Origin of the sequence: Micromonospora sp. NPDC049374 (genome assembly GCF_040677165.1) — a bacterium.
Classification (GTDB): Bacteria; Actinomycetota; Actinomycetes; order Mycobacteriales; family Micromonosporaceae; genus Micromonospora.
This window is the reverse complement of record NZ_JBFAQH010000013.1, coordinates 109,277-125,294: the sequence shown is the minus strand read 5'-3', so window position 1 is coordinate 125,294 and position 16,018 is coordinate 109,277. Positions and strand designations below refer to the sequence as shown.

12 protein-coding genes are annotated in these 16,018 nt (G+C 69.7%); 7 read left to right on the top strand and 5 right to left on the bottom strand.

Annotated features, from left to right (window positions below; all coding sequences use genetic code 11):
• Positions 1 to 224: 224 nt before the first annotated feature.
• The 3 genes from AB0J93_RS21545 to AB0J93_RS21535 all read left to right on the top strand — a co-directional run bounded on the left by AB0J93_RS21545 (position 225) and on the right by AB0J93_RS21535 (position 9,553).
• Entirely contained in the window at positions 225 to 3,119 is a 2,895-nt protein-coding gene (locus AB0J93_RS21545) for an AAA family ATPase (protein ID WP_363924097.1), read from the top strand.
• A gap of 81 nt (positions 3,120 to 3,200) precedes the next feature.
• Entirely contained in the window at positions 3,201 to 3,353 is a 153-nt protein-coding gene (locus tag AB0J93_RS21540) for a hypothetical protein (protein ID WP_363924096.1), read from the top strand.
• A gap of 14 nt (positions 3,354 to 3,367) precedes the next feature.
• The gene (locus tag AB0J93_RS21535; protein WP_363924095.1) at positions 3,368 to 9,553 is read left to right on the top strand and encodes a S8 family serine peptidase; all 6,186 of its coding nucleotides are present in this window, start codon (positions 3,368 to 3,370) and stop codon (positions 9,551 to 9,553) included.
• Between the two features lie 136 nt (positions 9,554 to 9,689).
• Here AB0J93_RS21535 and AB0J93_RS21530 read toward each other — a convergent pair whose 3' ends face one another.
• Both AB0J93_RS21530 and AB0J93_RS21525 read right to left on the bottom strand, forming a co-directional pair.
• Entirely contained in the window at positions 9,690 to 10,559 is an 870-nt protein-coding gene (locus AB0J93_RS21530) for an alpha/beta hydrolase (RefSeq protein WP_363924094.1), read from the bottom strand.
• Positions 10,556 to 11,059, bottom strand: coding sequence for a hypothetical protein (locus AB0J93_RS21525; protein ID WP_363924093.1), 504 nt, complete (start codon positions 11,057 to 11,059; stop codon positions 10,556 to 10,558). Before AB0J93_RS21525 ends, AB0J93_RS21530 begins: the two co-directional genes overlap by 4 nt.
• A 92-nt stretch (positions 11,060 to 11,151) precedes the next feature.
• Between AB0J93_RS21525 and AB0J93_RS21520 the strand changes: the two genes are divergently transcribed.
• Together AB0J93_RS21520 and AB0J93_RS21515 are read left to right on the top strand one after the other, a co-directional pair.
• Positions 11,152 to 11,730 (top strand): TetR/AcrR family transcriptional regulator, encoded by a 579-nt coding sequence (locus AB0J93_RS21520; protein WP_363924092.1) that lies wholly within the window; start codon positions 11,152 to 11,154, stop codon positions 11,728 to 11,730.
• A 199-nt stretch (positions 11,731 to 11,929) separates the two neighbouring features.
• On the top strand, positions 11,930 to 12,943 hold the full coding sequence (locus tag AB0J93_RS21515; RefSeq protein WP_363924091.1) for a reductase: 1,014 nt from the start codon (positions 11,930 to 11,932) through the stop codon (positions 12,941 to 12,943).
• Positions 12,944 to 13,205: 262 nt separating this feature from the next.
• Here the strand turns inward: AB0J93_RS21515 and AB0J93_RS21510 are convergent, their stop codons facing one another.
• Together AB0J93_RS21510 and AB0J93_RS21505 are read right to left on the bottom strand one after the other, a co-directional pair.
• On the bottom strand, positions 13,206 to 13,397 hold the full coding sequence (locus AB0J93_RS21510) for a DUF397 domain-containing protein (protein WP_363924090.1): 192 nt from the start codon (positions 13,395 to 13,397) through the stop codon (positions 13,206 to 13,208).
• Positions 13,384 to 14,190, bottom strand: a complete 807-nt coding sequence (locus AB0J93_RS21505; RefSeq protein WP_363924089.1) for a helix-turn-helix transcriptional regulator — start codon at positions 14,188 to 14,190, stop codon at positions 13,384 to 13,386. The genes AB0J93_RS21510 and AB0J93_RS21505 overlap by 14 nt, the downstream gene beginning before the upstream one ends.
• Positions 14,191 to 14,505: 315 nt before the next feature.
• Here AB0J93_RS21505 and AB0J93_RS21500 point away from each other — a divergent pair, with 315 nt between their 5' ends.
• Together AB0J93_RS21500 and AB0J93_RS21495 are read left to right on the top strand one after the other, a co-directional pair.
• On the top strand, positions 14,506 to 14,802 hold the full coding sequence (locus AB0J93_RS21500) for a hypothetical protein (protein ID WP_363924088.1): 297 nt from the start codon (positions 14,506 to 14,508) through the stop codon (positions 14,800 to 14,802).
• Positions 14,799 to 15,053, top strand: a complete 255-nt coding sequence (locus tag AB0J93_RS21495) for a flavin reductase (protein WP_363924087.1) — start codon at positions 14,799 to 14,801, stop codon at positions 15,051 to 15,053. The genes AB0J93_RS21500 and AB0J93_RS21495 overlap by 4 nt, the downstream gene beginning before the upstream one ends.
• Before the next feature lie 64 nt (positions 15,054 to 15,117).
• On the opposite strand, the gene AB0J93_RS21490 is transcribed toward AB0J93_RS21495, so the two are convergent.
• Positions 15,118 to 15,876, bottom strand: a complete 759-nt coding sequence (locus tag AB0J93_RS21490; RefSeq protein WP_363924086.1) for an IclR family transcriptional regulator — start codon at positions 15,874 to 15,876, stop codon at positions 15,118 to 15,120.
• Between the last annotated feature and the right edge of the window lie 142 nt (positions 15,877 to 16,018).

Sequence of the window (16,018 nt, the reverse complement as noted above, 5' to 3'; positions counted from 1 at the left end):
CCCTGGGGCGTTTTCTCGGTCCTCCCATCCGGGCATCGCGCATCGGCGAGGCCAACTGGGTGCGCGCAGAGCGCTACCTGATCCGGCACTCCGGCTGAGGATCCGCAACGGGATTCGCCGCGATGGCACTTGTGCCCGAGCAGCCAAAAGCGAGATCATCACGCATGCTCGACCCCTCACCCGAGGACGACGGGACTTCGCCGACTGTTGCTACGCCGGCCTTCGTGGGTCGCGATCGGGAGATGGCGGCGCTGCGGGGTGCCGTGGCCCGGCCACCGGCGATCGTGCTGGTGGAGGGCGAGGCGGGGATCGGGAAGAGCCGGCTGCTGCGCGAATGGTTGGCGGCGCCGGACCAGCGCACCGCCTTGGTCTCGGTGTGCCCACCGCTTCGCGAGTCGCTGACCCTGGGACCGATCGTCGACGCGTTCCGTGGGGTCGACACTCCGGTGTCGCGATTGCCGCTCACCGCGCTTGCGGGTGCGTTACGGCCCCTGTTCCCTGAATGGTCCTCGGACCTGCCGCCCGCACTGCAACCCCTGGACGACGCGAAGGCGGCACGGCATCGCCTGTTCCGCGCCCTGGACGAGCTGCTGGGGGCGCTGCGGGTCGACGTTCTCGTGCTCGAGGACGCTCACTGGGCCGACGAGGTGACCTTGGAGTTTCTGCTGTTCGTCGCCTCTCGGCAGCAAACGGACGGGCCAAGCCTCGTGATCTCCTACCGGCCCGAGGAGGTGGGCGACGGGTCGCTGTTGTTGCGGCTGACGTCCCGGTTGCCTGCCGGCGTGACCCAGCTGAGGATCGCCCTGGCGCCGATGCGACCCGACGACACGGCAGCGCTGGTGTCCTCGATGCTGGACGGCAACCCGGTATCGCACGAGTTCGCGACGTTCATGCACGAGCGGACCGGTGGCGTTCCGCTGGCGCTGGAGGAGTCGGTGCGCCTCGCGTGCGACCGTGCCGACCTCGTCTTCCGCGACGGGCAGTGGGTCCGGCTGAAGCTGCGCGAGCTACGGGTGCCGCCAACGGTGCGCGACTCCACCCGGGAGCGGGTGGGTCGTCTGTCGCCGACGGCGCAGCAGGTGTTGCGGGCCGCGGCCACGTTGGCTGAACGGTCATCGGTGGCCACGATCGCGGCGACCGCCGGCCTGCCACCCGCCGCGTGTCAGGGCGCCATCGCGGAGGCGGCCGACGCCGGCGTCCTGGACGCAGACGACCGCGGCCAGTGGCGGTTCCGGCATGTGCTGGCCGCCACGGCTGTCTATGAAGCGATCCCGTTGACCGACCGTAGACACTTCCACCTGCTGGCCGGCCGCGCCCTGGAGAACATCCATCCGCAGCCGGTAGCACGCCTTGCCCACCACTTCCGGGAGGCGGGCGAAACCCGGCGCTGGGCGCGATACGCCGAACAGGGTGCCGAGCGGGCCATGGCCTCGGGTGACCACACCAAGGCGGTCGACTTGCTTGTCGATCTGTTGAGGTATGCCGTACTGCCGCCGGTAGATCGGACCCGGGTCGCGCGCATCGCCGGAGTGGCCGCACTGGGCCGTCGCGAACCGGTCGACGAGGTCTACCACCGCGTGATCCGTACCCTGCGCTCGGTGCTGGAGACCCCCGGCCTCTCCGCCCGCCAGCAGGCCGAGATCCGCAACCCCCTGGGTCGGCTCCTGATCCGCGGGGGTGAGGCGCAGGCCGCACTCAGCGAGCTGGAGCAGGCGGTGGCAAACCTCGACCATGACCCGGTCGAGGCGGCTCGGGCGATGACCTACCTCGGATGGGCCTATGCGGGACCGTGGCCGGCGTCGACTCATCGGCGTTGGCTTGATCGCGCCGCCGAACTCACCACCGAAGTCGACTCTCCCGCCGAGCGGCTGAACCTGGCCGGCAACCGAGCTGCGGCGTTGCTCATGCTCGGCGAAGAGGAGGCCTGGGACGTCGTTGCTGCATTACCCATCGACGGTGCGGCCTCGGCAGAGCGTCTCGACGTGGCCCGCATCCACACGAATGTCGGGACGGGCGCTCTGATCTGGGGTCGGTACGCCGACGCGGCGGAACACCTCGCCGTGGCCATCCGCCTTGCCGAGGTCGAGCAGGCGTCCCGGTTGCAGCACAACGTCCGACTCGAACAGGCCAACCTGGCGTGGCTCACCGGCCGGTGGGAGGGTCTCGCGGAACAGAGCGCGGCACTCGCCGACGCCGACCGCGACCGGCCGGCGCACTACCTCGGCAGTATCCGGCTCGCGGCGCGGCTGGCAGCCGCAGCCGGACGGCGGCGTGCCGCGGAGGAGCAGTTCCGCCTGGTTCTCGAAGAGGCCGCCCGTCTCGGCGCAGCCGACGACACGATGGAGGCCGCCGCCGCGCTGGCCAGACTGTGGCTGACGGACGGAAACAGCGGCCGGGCGCTGCAGGTCACGAACGAGCCGATGGACACCGTCCGGAGAAAAGGCATCTGGATCTGGGCGACGGACCTCGTTCCCGCCCGGATCGAGGCGCACCTTGCCGCTGGCGACCTCACGACCGCGACCCGCCTGGGCGACCAGCTCGCCAGGGGACTGCGGGGCCGAACGGCGCCTGCGCCCCGCGCCGCGCTCGCCGTATGCCGTGCCCTGCTGCTCGCCGCGACCGGAGACCACGCCCGCACGGCGGCGGCATACGATCGGGCGGCGCGCGCCTGGAGCGCATTGCCGCGCCCCTACGACGCCATGCTCGCTCGGGAACGTCAGGCCGAGGCACTCATCGCGCAAGGCCAGATCGAACACGGCCGAGAGCTGCTGGCCGCACAGTACGAGCAACTGTTTAGGCTCGGGGCCCGCGGCGACGCAGACCGTGTGGCACAGCGGCTTCGCGAACACGGTGCCGAGGTTCCGCGACTGTGGCGCGGTGGCCGACGAGGGTACGGCGACCAGCTCTCACCGCGCGAGCTTGACGTGGTTCAACTGGTTGTCGCCGGCAAGACCAACCGGGAGATCAGCCGGATCCTGGCCAAGTCCCCGGCCACGGTGGATCAACAGCTGCGTGCGGCGATGCGCAAGCTGAAGGTGACCTCCCGGACCGCGCTCGCGGTCAAGGCAGTCGAGGCTGGAGTGTTCGCCGAAGAGGACTCCCTCGACGCCCCGTCGTGAAAATTGACGTATCCGCTGGATAGCGACGGCCACTCGGTCCACCCGAGCATGGCTCCATGATCCATAGCCCTATGGCAATGCATGCCTGAGCAACCATCCGCGCGTGACGATGCCGCCATCGAGCACCCGCCACCAACCGAGCTGCCCCGCGAGCCGCGCGTCAGCGCCCCCGACGCCCACGACGCCGACGGTGGCGACGACCACGAGAACCACGACCCCTACCAACCCCTGTAGGCCGAAGGATCCACATGAAACTCAAAGCCCTAGCGGCTTCGCTGGCCGCAGCAGTCGGCCTGAGCATGATCCAGGCAGCACCGGCGTCCGCCGCCGAGCCGGATCCAGGCGCCGCCGCCAGCAAGATCGCCTCAGACCTGAAGGACCGGTTCCGCACGGCTCCGGCTTCCGACTTCTGGATCACGTTCGGCACCGCAGCCGACCTTGAGCCGGCGAAGAAAGTCACCGACTGGAACGCTCGCGGTCAGTTCGTCTACGACGCGCTGGCCACAGCGGCGAAGGACGCCCTGGATTCCGTCTCCGCCGAACTCGACCGGGCAGGCGTCGAATACACCTCCTACCCGATCGTCAACACGGTGCTCGTCAAGGGGGGCAGCGAAAAGCTCGCCCTGGACGTGGCCACGAAGAAGCAGGTCGCCGAGATCCAGGCGACGCCGCAGGTCGCGCTGATCGAGCCCGTCGACGAGAAGGGCCCAGCCGACCAGGCTGCCCGCCCCGCCGACCCGAAGGCCGCCGCCGAGGAAGGCACCTCCACGTGGGGTCTGGACGCCATCCGGGCCCCCCAGGCGTGGGCCATGGGCGCCACCGGTGCGGGTATCACCGTGTCCAACATCGACACGGGCGTCCAATTCGACCACCCCGCCCTGATGCACCAGTACCGCGGCACGAAGCCCGACGGCACCTTCGACCACAACTACAACTGGATGGCCACCCGGGGCACGTGCACGGGTACCCCCTGCGACGACGACGGACACGGCACGCACACCATGGGCACCATGGTCGGCGACGACGGCACCAACCACGTCGGCGTCGCCCCGGACGCGCGGTGGATCGCGACAGACGGCTGCTGCGACAGCACCGGCGTCGAGTCGCTGCTGCGGTCCGGCTGGTGGCTGCTCGCCCCGACCGACGTCCACGGTGACAACCCCGACCCGTCCAAGCGCCCGCACGTCATCAACAACTCGTGGGGCCAGTCGCTCGAGCACAGCTTCGACGACTTCTTCCAGGCCATCGACGGGGCCTGGAGCGCCGCGGGCATCTTCAGCGTCTGGTCATCGGGCAACACCGCGCCGTACGCGGCCTGCGACACCGTCTCCTCGCCCGGAGCCGCCGCGAGTGCCTACTCCGTGGGCGCCTCCCGGTCGGACGGCACGCTCGCGTCGTTCTCCCGCAAGGGCGAGGGTGAGGGTGGCCGGATCAAGCCCGAGATCTCCGCTCCGGGCGACGGCGTCCGGTCGTCCTACCCGAACAACAGCTACGCCCAACTGTCCGGCACCTCGATGGCGGCACCCCACGTCGCCGGCTCCGTCGCGGCGCTGTGGAGCTACGAGCCGACCCTCATCGGACAGGTCGAGCAGACCCGCCGCCTGCTCGCCGAGTCGGCCGTCGACGTCGACGACACCGAGTGCGGCGGCACCGCCGACTTCAACAACAAGTACGGCGAGGGCCGGCTCGACCTCGTCCGCCTGATCGAGCTCGCGCCCCGTAACGGCGGCACCCTCACCGGTGTCGTCACCGCCGACGGTGCCCCGGTCCCCGCCGCCGAGGTGACGATCAGCGGGTCGTTCAGCCGGTCGATCGGAACCGACAAGGACGGTCGGTTCACCACGAACCTGCCGGTCGGCGACTACCAGCTCAGTACCAAGGCCTTCGGCTACCTGACCGCGACCGCAGACGTCACGATCACCCTCGGCCAGGACACCTCCATCAAGCTGCCACTCACGGCCGCCGCGAGGCACGACATCAGCGGCAGGGTCGTCGACGAGAAGAAACAGCCCGTCCCGAACGCCGACGTCTCCGTCAAGGACACCCCGCTGAAGCCGGTACGCACCGATGCCAACGGCGCGTTCACGATCACCGCTGTCCCCGAGGGCGGGTACACGCTCAACGTCAAGCCCAACGCCTGCTTCTCGCCCACGACCGTCCCGCTGACCGTCGGCGCGCAGAACGAGTCGCGGGAGATTCCCGTCGGGCTCGTCGTCGACGGGGGCGGCTACAGCTGCGCCGTCTCCGAGGGCGAGTACCTGCGCGGCACCGACCCGGTCGCGTTCACCAGTGGCGTGTGGGCGACGGTACAGCTGCCGTTCCCGGTCGCGCTCTACAACGGCAGTCACGACACCCTCGATGTCAGCCTGCGCGGCGTGGTTTCTCCGGGCATCAGCGGACCCGGCACCGGCGGTGCGGGCGTATTCCCGTTCTACGTTCAATCCCCCGTCCAGTTCGCCCCCGGCGGGGGCGTCTTCACGGCAGCCACCAACGTCGGCGGTGAGGACGCGTTCGTCGTCGAGTTCCGCAACGCCAGGATCTGGGCCTATCCGATCCGGTCGGAGTACACGGAGCCGGTCAACTTTTCGGCCACGCTGACCCGCTCGGGCACCGTGATCTTCGGGTACGGCGACGGCGTCGGAACCGACGACCCGGTGACCGCCGGCGTCCGCACCATCACCGGCATGCAGGGCTGGGCCGGCGTCGACGGCATCCGTTTCTCCGACAACGCCCCGGTGCTGCACGACGGGATGATCGTCACCTACGACATGCCTGACTTCGGGTACCTCGACGCGACCGTCGTCGACCAGAACGACGGGCTGCCGGTGGCCGGGGCCAAGGTCTCTTTCACGAACGAGAACGGGCTCGTCGAGACCGTCACGACCGACGGGACGGGCATCGTGCATCGGCAGCTTCCGGTCGGCGACTACACCATGACGGTCGACAAGCCGAACTACCCGAGCGCGGCATTCCCCTTCACCCTCGACAAGCTCTACGCGAATGCCAAGATCGACGTACGGCTGACCACGGGTGTCGCCGGCCTGAAGGCCGACGGCCTCGACGCGCTGTTGGGTACCGACCAGAACGGCGTGGGATCGCTGACGCTTACCAACAACGGTTCCGCTCCGCTCACGTATGACCTGGCCGAGGCCGCGCGCCACCCCGACCTCGACGCCGCGGGCGCCACCACGCGCACCGGGAAGGGCGCGGACAGCACGATCGACCTCACCGCGTGGCAGGCCGGTGCGAGCGGCATGAAGCCGTCGAACGTCGACGGCAAGACGGCGACGTCGAGCACCGCGGAAGCACAGGCGGCCGGCAAGGTCGGCACGACCGCCGGCGGCGACGTCATCACCCGGATCCCCATCCCACGCACGAACGAAAACCTGGCGACCACCGGCATCGGGTACGACGGCGACGTCTGGGTCCACGACTACAACGCGCGGACCAACACCGCCTACACGGTGGCAGGCAAGCCCACCGGGAAGGTCTTCGACGCGTCGTGGAACCCCGCATACCGGGCTTTCGACATGGCGCTCGACACCAAGACCGGTGACATGTGCCAGATGGAGGACAGCCCCGCCAGCTACATCCACTGCTTCGACCGGAAGACCGGGAAGAAGACCCGGCAGATCAAGGGTGACTGGTCGACGCTGCAACTGAGCGGACTCGCCTACAACCCGAAGACGGACGTGTTCTACGTCGGCGGCCGGGCGAACGGCAGGATCGGGACCGTCGCCGGGACGTCGCACGACAACCCGGGTGCGCTGCTGTCCTTCTGCGCCCCACCGCTGCCCGAGGTGATCGGCTTGGCCTACAACCAGACGTCCGACACCATCTGGTACACCGACTTCACCTCGAATCGGCCCACCCGCCTGCTACAGGTCGACCCCGACGACTGCTCGCTGGTGAACGCGTGGTGGTTCCCCGGCCAGAAGCCACGCCAGGGCGGCGGCCTCGAGACCGACGCGACCGGTGCGCTGTGGGCGGCGGACCAACTCGCCGATGATGTCGTGCTGGTTGACGTCGAGGACGACCTGTTGACCGACCTGCCGTGGCTGTCGCTCTCCTCGACCGGCGGCAGCCTCGCCCCGGGTGAGTCGACGACCGTCAAGGTCTCGATCTCCTCGAAGGACACCAAGCCAGGAGTCCTCGGCGCGAACATCGTGGTCAGGTCCAACTCCGGACGCCAGTCCAAGACCTACGTCCCGGTGACGCTCACGACCACGAAGTACCAGGTCGGCGTCAACGCCGGCGGCACCTCGTTCACCGACGCCTCCGGCTACATCTGGTCCGCCGACCAGGCCGCGGGCAAGAAGGCGTGGGGCTACGAGGGCAAGACGAAGGTCGCCACCACGAAGGCCGGGATCGAGGGCACGACGGACGACGCCCTGTTCCAGTCGCAGCGCACCACGCGGCAGAAGGAGCTGTTCTACCGCTTCCCCAACGCGCCCAGGGGCAGCTATGCGATCGATCTCGGGTTTGCCGAGATCGAGAAGGTGGCCAAGGGGAAGCGGGTGTTCGACGTCCTCGTGAACGGATCGCTGGCGGAGTACGCGTACGACGCCGCCGCGGTCGTGGGGTCGAACACCGCCGACTGGCGCACCGCCGTCGTGCAGCACGAGGGTGGTCCGCTGACCGTGGAACTGCGGGGGTCCAAGGGACTACGGACCCCGACCATTGCCGCGCTGCGGGTGACGCGCGACCCGCGCGCGGACACGGCGGAGCCGGAGCCTCAGCCCGAGCAGCCGGAACCGGGCCCCGTGCCGGTGGCCCCCGCCGGTCGCTCGTACTCGGTGACGGTGACCGACGGGCTCTACCGCCAGGGCACAAAGGAGTCCGGGTGGCACGGCGATGACGTCTGCGGGGTGCTGTGGTTCGACTCCAGCTTCCTGTTCCCGTTCTACGACACGGCCTGGGATGGCGTGTGCGTGACGACGAACGGCACGCTTGTCTTCGACCGCTCCAGCACCCTGAGAAACAACACGGCCCTGCCGTCGCGCAGTCCGATCGACGCGATCTATCCGCTCTGGGACGACCTCATCGTCGACGCCCAGGCAGGCATCTACCTCGGTACGACCGAGGTGGACGGGCTGGCGGCGCAGATCATCGAATGGCGCAACGTCACCTTCGACAGTGACCTGACGGCTCGTGTGAGCTTCTCGGTCACCCTGGTCGCGGACGGGCGGGTCCAGATCGGGTACGGCGAGGGTGTCGGCGGAGAGAATCCCCTCACCCGAGGGGCGTCGGCGACGGTCGGCCTGGAGAGCCTGACGCGCAACCCCGCGAGCCAGTACTCCTTCAACGAACCGATCCTGAAGGCCGGCCTGGGGCTGGAGTACACCCTCCCGGCCGCGGGCACGATCGAGGGCACGGTCACCGACGCGAACGACGGCAAGCCGATCGCGGGGGCGATCGTCACGCTCGACGGGCCGAGCGGCGAACGGGTCCTCACGGCCGACGAGAAGGGTCGGTGGAAGGCCCAGGCGCTGGTCGGCGAGAACTCCGTGCAGGTCTCGGTGCCGAACTACGTCACCGTCAGCCACCCGGTGACCATCGCCGAGAAGGATCAGGCCGAGGTGGTCAACACTGCGTTGACCACGGGCGTCGCCACCGTCACGGCAGGTGACCTCGACTGGCTCCTCGACAGGGACCAGAAGGCGACGGCCGACGTGACCGTGACAAACACCGGCTCCGCCCCGCTCGAGGTGCGGATCAGCGAGCAGAAGCGCACCAGCGACGGCGGACACGAGGCCGCCGACCTGCCGTGGCTGACCCTCACTGGCGCGGCGGCAACCGGCACGGTCGAGCTCGCGGTCGGCGAGTCCACCACGGTCACGGCGACGGCCGACAACGCCGACGTCGAGCCCGGCCTGCTCGCCGGCGGCGTGCTCGTGGCGTCGAACGCCGGCAAGGGCGAGGCCCAGCTCAAGCAGGTCCGCGTGGCGACCTCGGCCTACTGGAAGGGCGTCAACGTCGGCGGTTCCGGGTACGTCGGCACCGACGGCTTCGTCTGGTCGCCCGACCAGCGGCTCGATTCGCGCCCGTGGGGCTACGTCGGCGGCAAGGCGCGTGCCACAAAGGCCGACATCGCCGGCACCGAGGACGATGCACTTTTCCGCACCCAGCGGACCGGCGAGACGTTCAGCTACGTGTTCAAGAACGCCCCCGCCGGGAAGTACCGAATCGCCCTCGACTTCGCGGAAATCGAGAAGGTCAAGCCCGGCAAGCGTGCCTTCGATGTTCTGGTCGACGGCAAGGTCGCGCTGCACGACCACGATGTGCAGGCGAAGGTGGGTGCGCGGACCGCCGACGTGAACACGGTCACCGTCGAGCACGCCGGTGGCGATCTGAAGGTCGAGCTTCGCCGCGAGAAGGGCGAGCGCGACCCGATCCTCAACGCCCTCAAGGTCCAGCAGGACCCGCGCCTGTGAGGTAGCCGTACCCATCTGTCAACAGTGGTCAGAGCCTCCACGAACGGATCGCCGTGGGGGCTCTGACCACAACTATGAGGACTGACCAACGCCGCCACCCTGCGTTACCACCCGTCCACCGCTGGTGCCGACCCGCTCAGGATCTCGGGTCGGTGGTCAGGAAGGCGCGCACCGTGGCGGTGATGCTCGGCCAGTCAGCGGCGAACTCGTAGAAGTGATGGTCCGCCTGGCTTTCGAGCAGCTCCGCTCCGGAGATCCCGGCGACCAGGGCCTCGGCGTGCGCGAACGGCACCGCACCGTCGCGGCGGCTGGCGATCACCAGGGCCGGTTGGGTGACCTGCGCGGTGAGGTCGTCGCGGGGCCGCATGTCGTTGCGGAAGCCGGTGCCGGAGCGCATCCGGGAAAAGAGCCAGACCAACTGCGTACGCTGCGCCGGGGTCAACTCGGCCAGCACCTGATCCGCCGGCAGGGTGGCCAGGCCGGCGAGCAACTGCCGCAGACCTCGTTCCGGCGCGCGGCGCAACAGAGCCCGCATTCCACCCCACGTCATGCCCTCGGTGCGGGGCGCGAACATCAGCCGCGCCAACAGCCGGGTGCGGCGGTCCGGATAGGGCAGCGGCCCCAACGCGCCTTGCAGAATCAGCCGCTCCACCAGGATTGGGTGACGGGCCGCGAAGGCCACCGCGGTCGGCCCGCCCGCGGAGATGCCGACCGCCGCCGTGACCCGCTGGAAGCCCAGGTGCCGGCACAGCTCGGCGGTCACGTCGGCGAAGCCGGGCACGGTTGTCCCGGTGGTGACGGGGGTGCGGCCGTACCCCGGACGCGACGGCGCCAGCACTGAGATGTGCGCCTCGGCGTAGACCCGCTCGTCCAAGGTCAGACCGGCACGCATGTGACCACCGTGAAACACCACGACGACCGCGTCCCCGCGCTGGTCCAGCCGATACTCCACCGGGCCGGCGGACAGGGTCACGGTGTTCGTCGGCCGCTCCATCATGGAGGTCATCGGGTCGACACCCCGCTGCAGACCTTGCCCGCCGCGATCCGGGACGCCGCCTTGCGCAGAACGCCGGGCACGAGCCGGCGATGCAGGACCGACAGCGGGGGCCAGACCAGGTGCGCCAGCCAGCGGTCGTAGCGTAGGAATGTTCCCAGAGCCACGCTGTCACCGGACGCCTGGACGACCAGGTTGGCGGCCAGGAACCAAGAAGCAGCCTCGAGTCGGATCCATCCGTCACCCTGCTCGCCGATCCGCCAGCCGGCTACGGTGTCCGCCGACGGGGTCCGGCTCAGCCGCAGGCCCATCAGGCCCCGCCACAGAAACAGCTCGATGGCGTCGGGTGTGTCACCGAACATCACGCGGGCCCATTGTTCGACCGTCGCGGCGGCGTTGGTCGGCAGCACGAAGTGGTCGGCGTAATCGATCCGGGACAGGGAGCTGAGGGTACGCACCGACGCGGGCAGACGTTCGGCCCCGACGGTGGCGACGGCGGCTCCTACGGTCATGGGGACAGCTCCATTCGTAATATACGGTGCCGTATATAGCTACTGTAGCGGCCATATACGGTGGTGTACACAACAGAACGAGGTGAGACGCAGTGGCTGTCACCCGCACGCCCCGCGACAGGTGGATCGAGGAGGGCCTGCTGGTCTTGGCCGAGGGCGGCCCGGACGCCGTCCGGGTCGAGGTGCTCGCGAAGCGGCTCGGTGTCACCAAGGGCGGCTTCTACGGCTTCTTCGACGACCGTGAGACGCTGCTACGCGCGATGCTCGACGTGTGGGAGCGCGAGAGCACGGACGAGGTGATCGCGCGCGTCCAGCGTGAGGGTGGCGACCCGCGCAGCCAGATCCAGCGGGCCGGCGTGCTCACGTTCTCGAGTAGCCGGTTGCTGCCGATCGACCTCGCGATCCGCGCCTGGGCGCGGCGCGATGAGGTGGTCGCCGAGCGGCTTCGCGCGGTGGACAACCGGCGGATGGCGCTGCTACGCCAGATGATCGGCGCCTTCTATTCGGACCCGGAGGAAATCGAGGCCCGCGCCCTGCTCGCCTTCTGCATGGCGATCGGCGTGCACTTCCTGGCCGCCGATCACGAGCAGCGCACCCGAAGTGACGTTGCGCAGCGTGCGGTCGACCTGTTGTTCGATCGCGCGCCCCGATCCGCCGCGACGGCCGAGTAGGCGACAACATCAGAGATGTTGTCGCATCAAGCCGCTGCGAGGCGACAACATCCCCGTAGTTGCGGGCGGCCCGGTGAGCGACGAACGCGCGCCACGCGGACGGGGCGAAGGTCAACGCCGGGCCGCGCCGTCGGCCTCGTGTTCTGCCTACGGCAGAGTCCGTTGGCTACGTCGCGCCACCGCTGCTTGGCTGGGCACCATGCAGACACTGGTGCTGGGCGGGACGGCGTGGCTGGGGCAAGAGGTGGCCCGGCAGGCCGTCGCTCGGGGACATTCCGTCACCTGCCTGGCCCGTGGGGAGAGCGGGGCGGTGCCGGACGGCGCGGTTCTCGTCCGCGCGGACCGCAGCGACCCGACGGCGTACGACGCGCTGCGTGACCGTGACTGGGATGCCGTCATCGAGGTGTCGTGGCAGCCGGGCTTCGTCCGACAGGCCCTGCGCGCACTTGGCGACCGGGCCCGGCACTGGAGTTGCGTCTCGTCGGTCAGCGCCTACGCCAGCCACGACACGCCTGGCGCCGACGAGTCGGCGGCCACCCTGCCGGCTACGATCCGTGACACGGTCGACCGCGAGGAGTACGGCGAGGCGAAGGTTGCCTGCGAGCAGTTCTCCGCCACCACGGTGGGAGAACGGTTGCTGGTGGCCCGCGCCGGGCTGATCGGCGGCCCCGGCGACCACACCGATCGCTCCGGCTACTGGGTCGCCCGTGCCGCCCGCGACCCCGAGGCACCCATGCTGGTACCCCGCACCCCCGACCTGCCGACCCAGGTGGTCGACGTGCGCGATCTGGCCGCCTGGCTGCTGGACAGCGCAACGGCCGGCACCGTCGGCACGTTCAACGCGGTCGGGCCGGTGGTGCCCTTCGGTGAATGGATCGCCCGGTGCCGCGCCGTCGGCGGGCACACCGGCCCGGCGGTCGACGTCGACGCTGACTGGCTGGTGGCCCAGGGCGTGGCCCAGTACATGGGCCCGGAGTCGCTGCCGATGTGGCTTGTCGAACCGGGCTGGTCCGGCTGGTCGGCGCGCAGCGGCGCGGCGGCGGTCGACGCCGGGCTGCGCCACCGGCCGCGCCCGGACCTGCTGGCGGACACCCTCGCCTGGGAGCGGCAGGCCGGGCTGCACCGCGACCGACGCGCCGGCCTGAGCGCCGGCCGAGAGTCCGAACTGCTCGACGCCCTGGCCCGGTCGAGCGGCCCTCGGTCAGCCTGCTGAGGGCTGCTGCCGGACAACCGACGCTGTAGCTGGCCGAGGAGCGACATCATCAGGGATGTTGTCGTGTCAAGCCACCGCGAGGCAGCAACATCCCCGTAGTTGTAGGCGGCCCGGCGGGCGTCACCGGCGAGCGACGCACCTACCGGCACGAGGCCGTGTGTGTTCCCAACGGTTGCTCACAGCGCCGTGCCATGTCGGCGTGTCGCGCTGCCAGCGCAAAGCGCCCGCCCCGCGAAGGGACTGACACCCCCGCGTGTCTGGGTCAGGCCCGATCGGTGAGCGGGGCGACGAACGCGCGCCACGCGGACGGGGCGAAGGTCAGCGCCGGGCCGGTCGGGTCCTTCGAGTCGCGGACACCGACGACGCCGGGAAGATTGTCGGCAACCTCAACGCAGTTGCCGCCGCTCGCACCGCTGCGGGTGCTCTTGCGCCACCGGGCGTTACTGAGGTCCATGATGGCTCTCAACTTCCTTCAACAGTTCGATGGACTGCCGGCGTGGTAGCGCCTCGTTCCGCACGCTCTCCCACCTCGCTTGAAGCGTAGCCACCTCATCATCCTTGTCAACGACATCCCCGCCGAGCTGGTTCTCAAGGTGGGCGACCCAGACACCCTCACCAAACCGTGCCAGCGCGAACGGTCCAGATAGTCCGACGTGCAGGCCGCCGCCAAGGGGGATGACGTGAACGTGAACGTGCGGAAGCTCGGCCATTGCGATCAAGTGGGCGACTTGCTGGGCCATGATCCCGCCCAAGCCGTCGCCGGTACGGCGAAGCGCGGCCTCGTCCAGCACGGCGACGAACTGCGGCGGGCGTGCGCCGGTCAGGATCGCCTGTCTGTCCAGACGCGCCTTGACGCGCTGCTCGACCTCGTCATCGGTCAGGCTGTCCACGGTCCGCAGTACCGCACGGGCGTAGTGCTCCACCTGCAACAGGCCCGGGATCAGGTTGGGCTCGAAGTAGCGGAGCTGCGTCGCACCGCGCTCGGCGTCGAGCCATGGCAGGAACCAGGACGGTGTGCCGAGCTTCATCGCCAGTCGCTCGAAAAGGCCACCGGTGCTCAGCGCGCGGTCGGCGCCTCGGGCGAAGTCCAAGGTCAATGCCCGGGTGCCGCCTTCAACGGCGCTGACGTGGGAGGCACTGAAGCCGGCGCTCCGACCAAATGCCTCCTGCGTCATGCCGGCCGCGCCCCGCGCCCGTCGGATCTCGCCCACGATGAAGGCCGCCACGGGGTTTGGCATGTCAGGCATTCAGGGCTCCCCACACTGAAGGTCAACTACCCACGTCGCCACGGAGTCAGCGGCCGTTTCGCCAGCTCAGCCCGGACGGCGAAAGCACCTTCCGAGAGTAACGGCCTCCATACCAGAGTGTCACCAGCGGAACCGCGGGCGTGGCACGGCCCGTCGGCGGGACCAGCACGGGGCCGCCCGACGGGCGAGCACTCTCGGGCGGCCCTCCCACACTCCGTGTCGACTGAGGAGGCCCGCCGTGCCCGTGCCGAAGCCCACCACCGCCGTACCCGCGTCCCGTCGGCCCGCCCGGCTCGGCCGTCGCCATGTCCGGTGATGCGGGAGGACGGCACGCCTCGGGTCTCGCCCGGCGTGTACCTCCTGGACCGGGCAGCTTCCCCACAGTTCGCCAGCCCGATCCTGGTTCGGGTGATCCGCGAGCTGCCAGACCGGCACCCGCCGTACGGCTGGACCTGGGTCGACTGTTATCAGCTCGACCGGCACGGCGACGCCACGGAGAAGCGGCAGTTGTTCGTGATGCCACAGGGGATGCGTCAGGTGTACCTGGCACCGGTCCCGTACGCCGCGCGGCGGCCCCCGTCCCGCTCCCGCGCCGCGCGGACACGCGGATGAGCACCGGGCCGGATGAGCATGTGCCGTCCCGTCCCACCTGGCGCTGCCGGGCCTGCGGGATCGCCTGGCCCTGTTCCTCGGCGAAGCTGCGCCTGCTCGCCGAGTACCGGGACAACATGCCGGGCCTGATGGTCTATCTCGTGACGGTGCGCGAGGAGGCCGCCGAGCAGCTCGCCGGGCTGAACGGCGGCGGGCCGCCTGTCGACCTGCACCGGCGGTTCACCGACTGGGTGCCGGTCCGGTCCAGATAGGCGGCCCGCCCCGGGTCCGCGCACTCCCCCGACGCGCGCCCGGGGCGGGCTCCGCCGCCTGGGCTCAGTCGATGTCGGGGGTGTGGCCGAGTTCGCCGGAGATCTGGGTCGCTGTGTCGAGCAGCAGGGGAAGGCTGTCCTTCAGCTTGTCGAGGCTCGCGATGACCTCGATCGCGGTCATCGAGGCGGCGGCGATGACCTGCCCGCGCGAGTCCCTGATCGGCGCCGCCACGCACATGACGTACGTGTCGTGTTCGCCGTTGTCGACGGCCCAGCCCTGTTCCCGGATGCGGACGAGTTCGGCTTCGAGCGACTCGCGGTCGGCGTACGTGGTGGGGGTGAATCGTTCGAAGACGACGTGGGAGAGGAGTCGGTCGCGTTCCTCCGTGGGCAGGTACGCCAGAATGATCTTGCCGACGGCGCTCGCATAGATCGAGACCGCGCGCCCGATCCGCGACGGCAGCTTGACGGCGTCGAAGGCCGGACTGTCGACCTTGTCGATGTAGATGATCTCGTCGCCGGTCAACTGTGCCAGGTGCACGGTGTGGCCGGTCTCGCGCTGGAGCGCACGCAGCGGCGCGGCTGCGAACTGGCGCAGGTCCATCGAGCCCAGGGCGAGTTCCGACAGTTCGATGATGCCGCTGCCGAGCACGTACGTCCCGGCGCCGGTGCGGCGGACGAAGCGCGCCGATTCGAGCGTCTGGAGGATCCGCAGGGCGGTGGACTTGTGGACCCCCAGGACCTCCGCCGCCTCGGTGAGTGACAGCGGATGCTCCGCGGCGCGACGGATCAGGTCGACCGCACGGCGAATCGATTGCGACAAGGCGATGTCTCCCTCTGCGCGGCGACCCCGACGGCCGCCGGTTGCATCATATGCAATGTAGTCCGCTCCAACTGCAACCGACTGTTGACACCGTTGCATATAACGCTACGATCGTTGCAGATTTCGGCTCGGCGACTCTGAC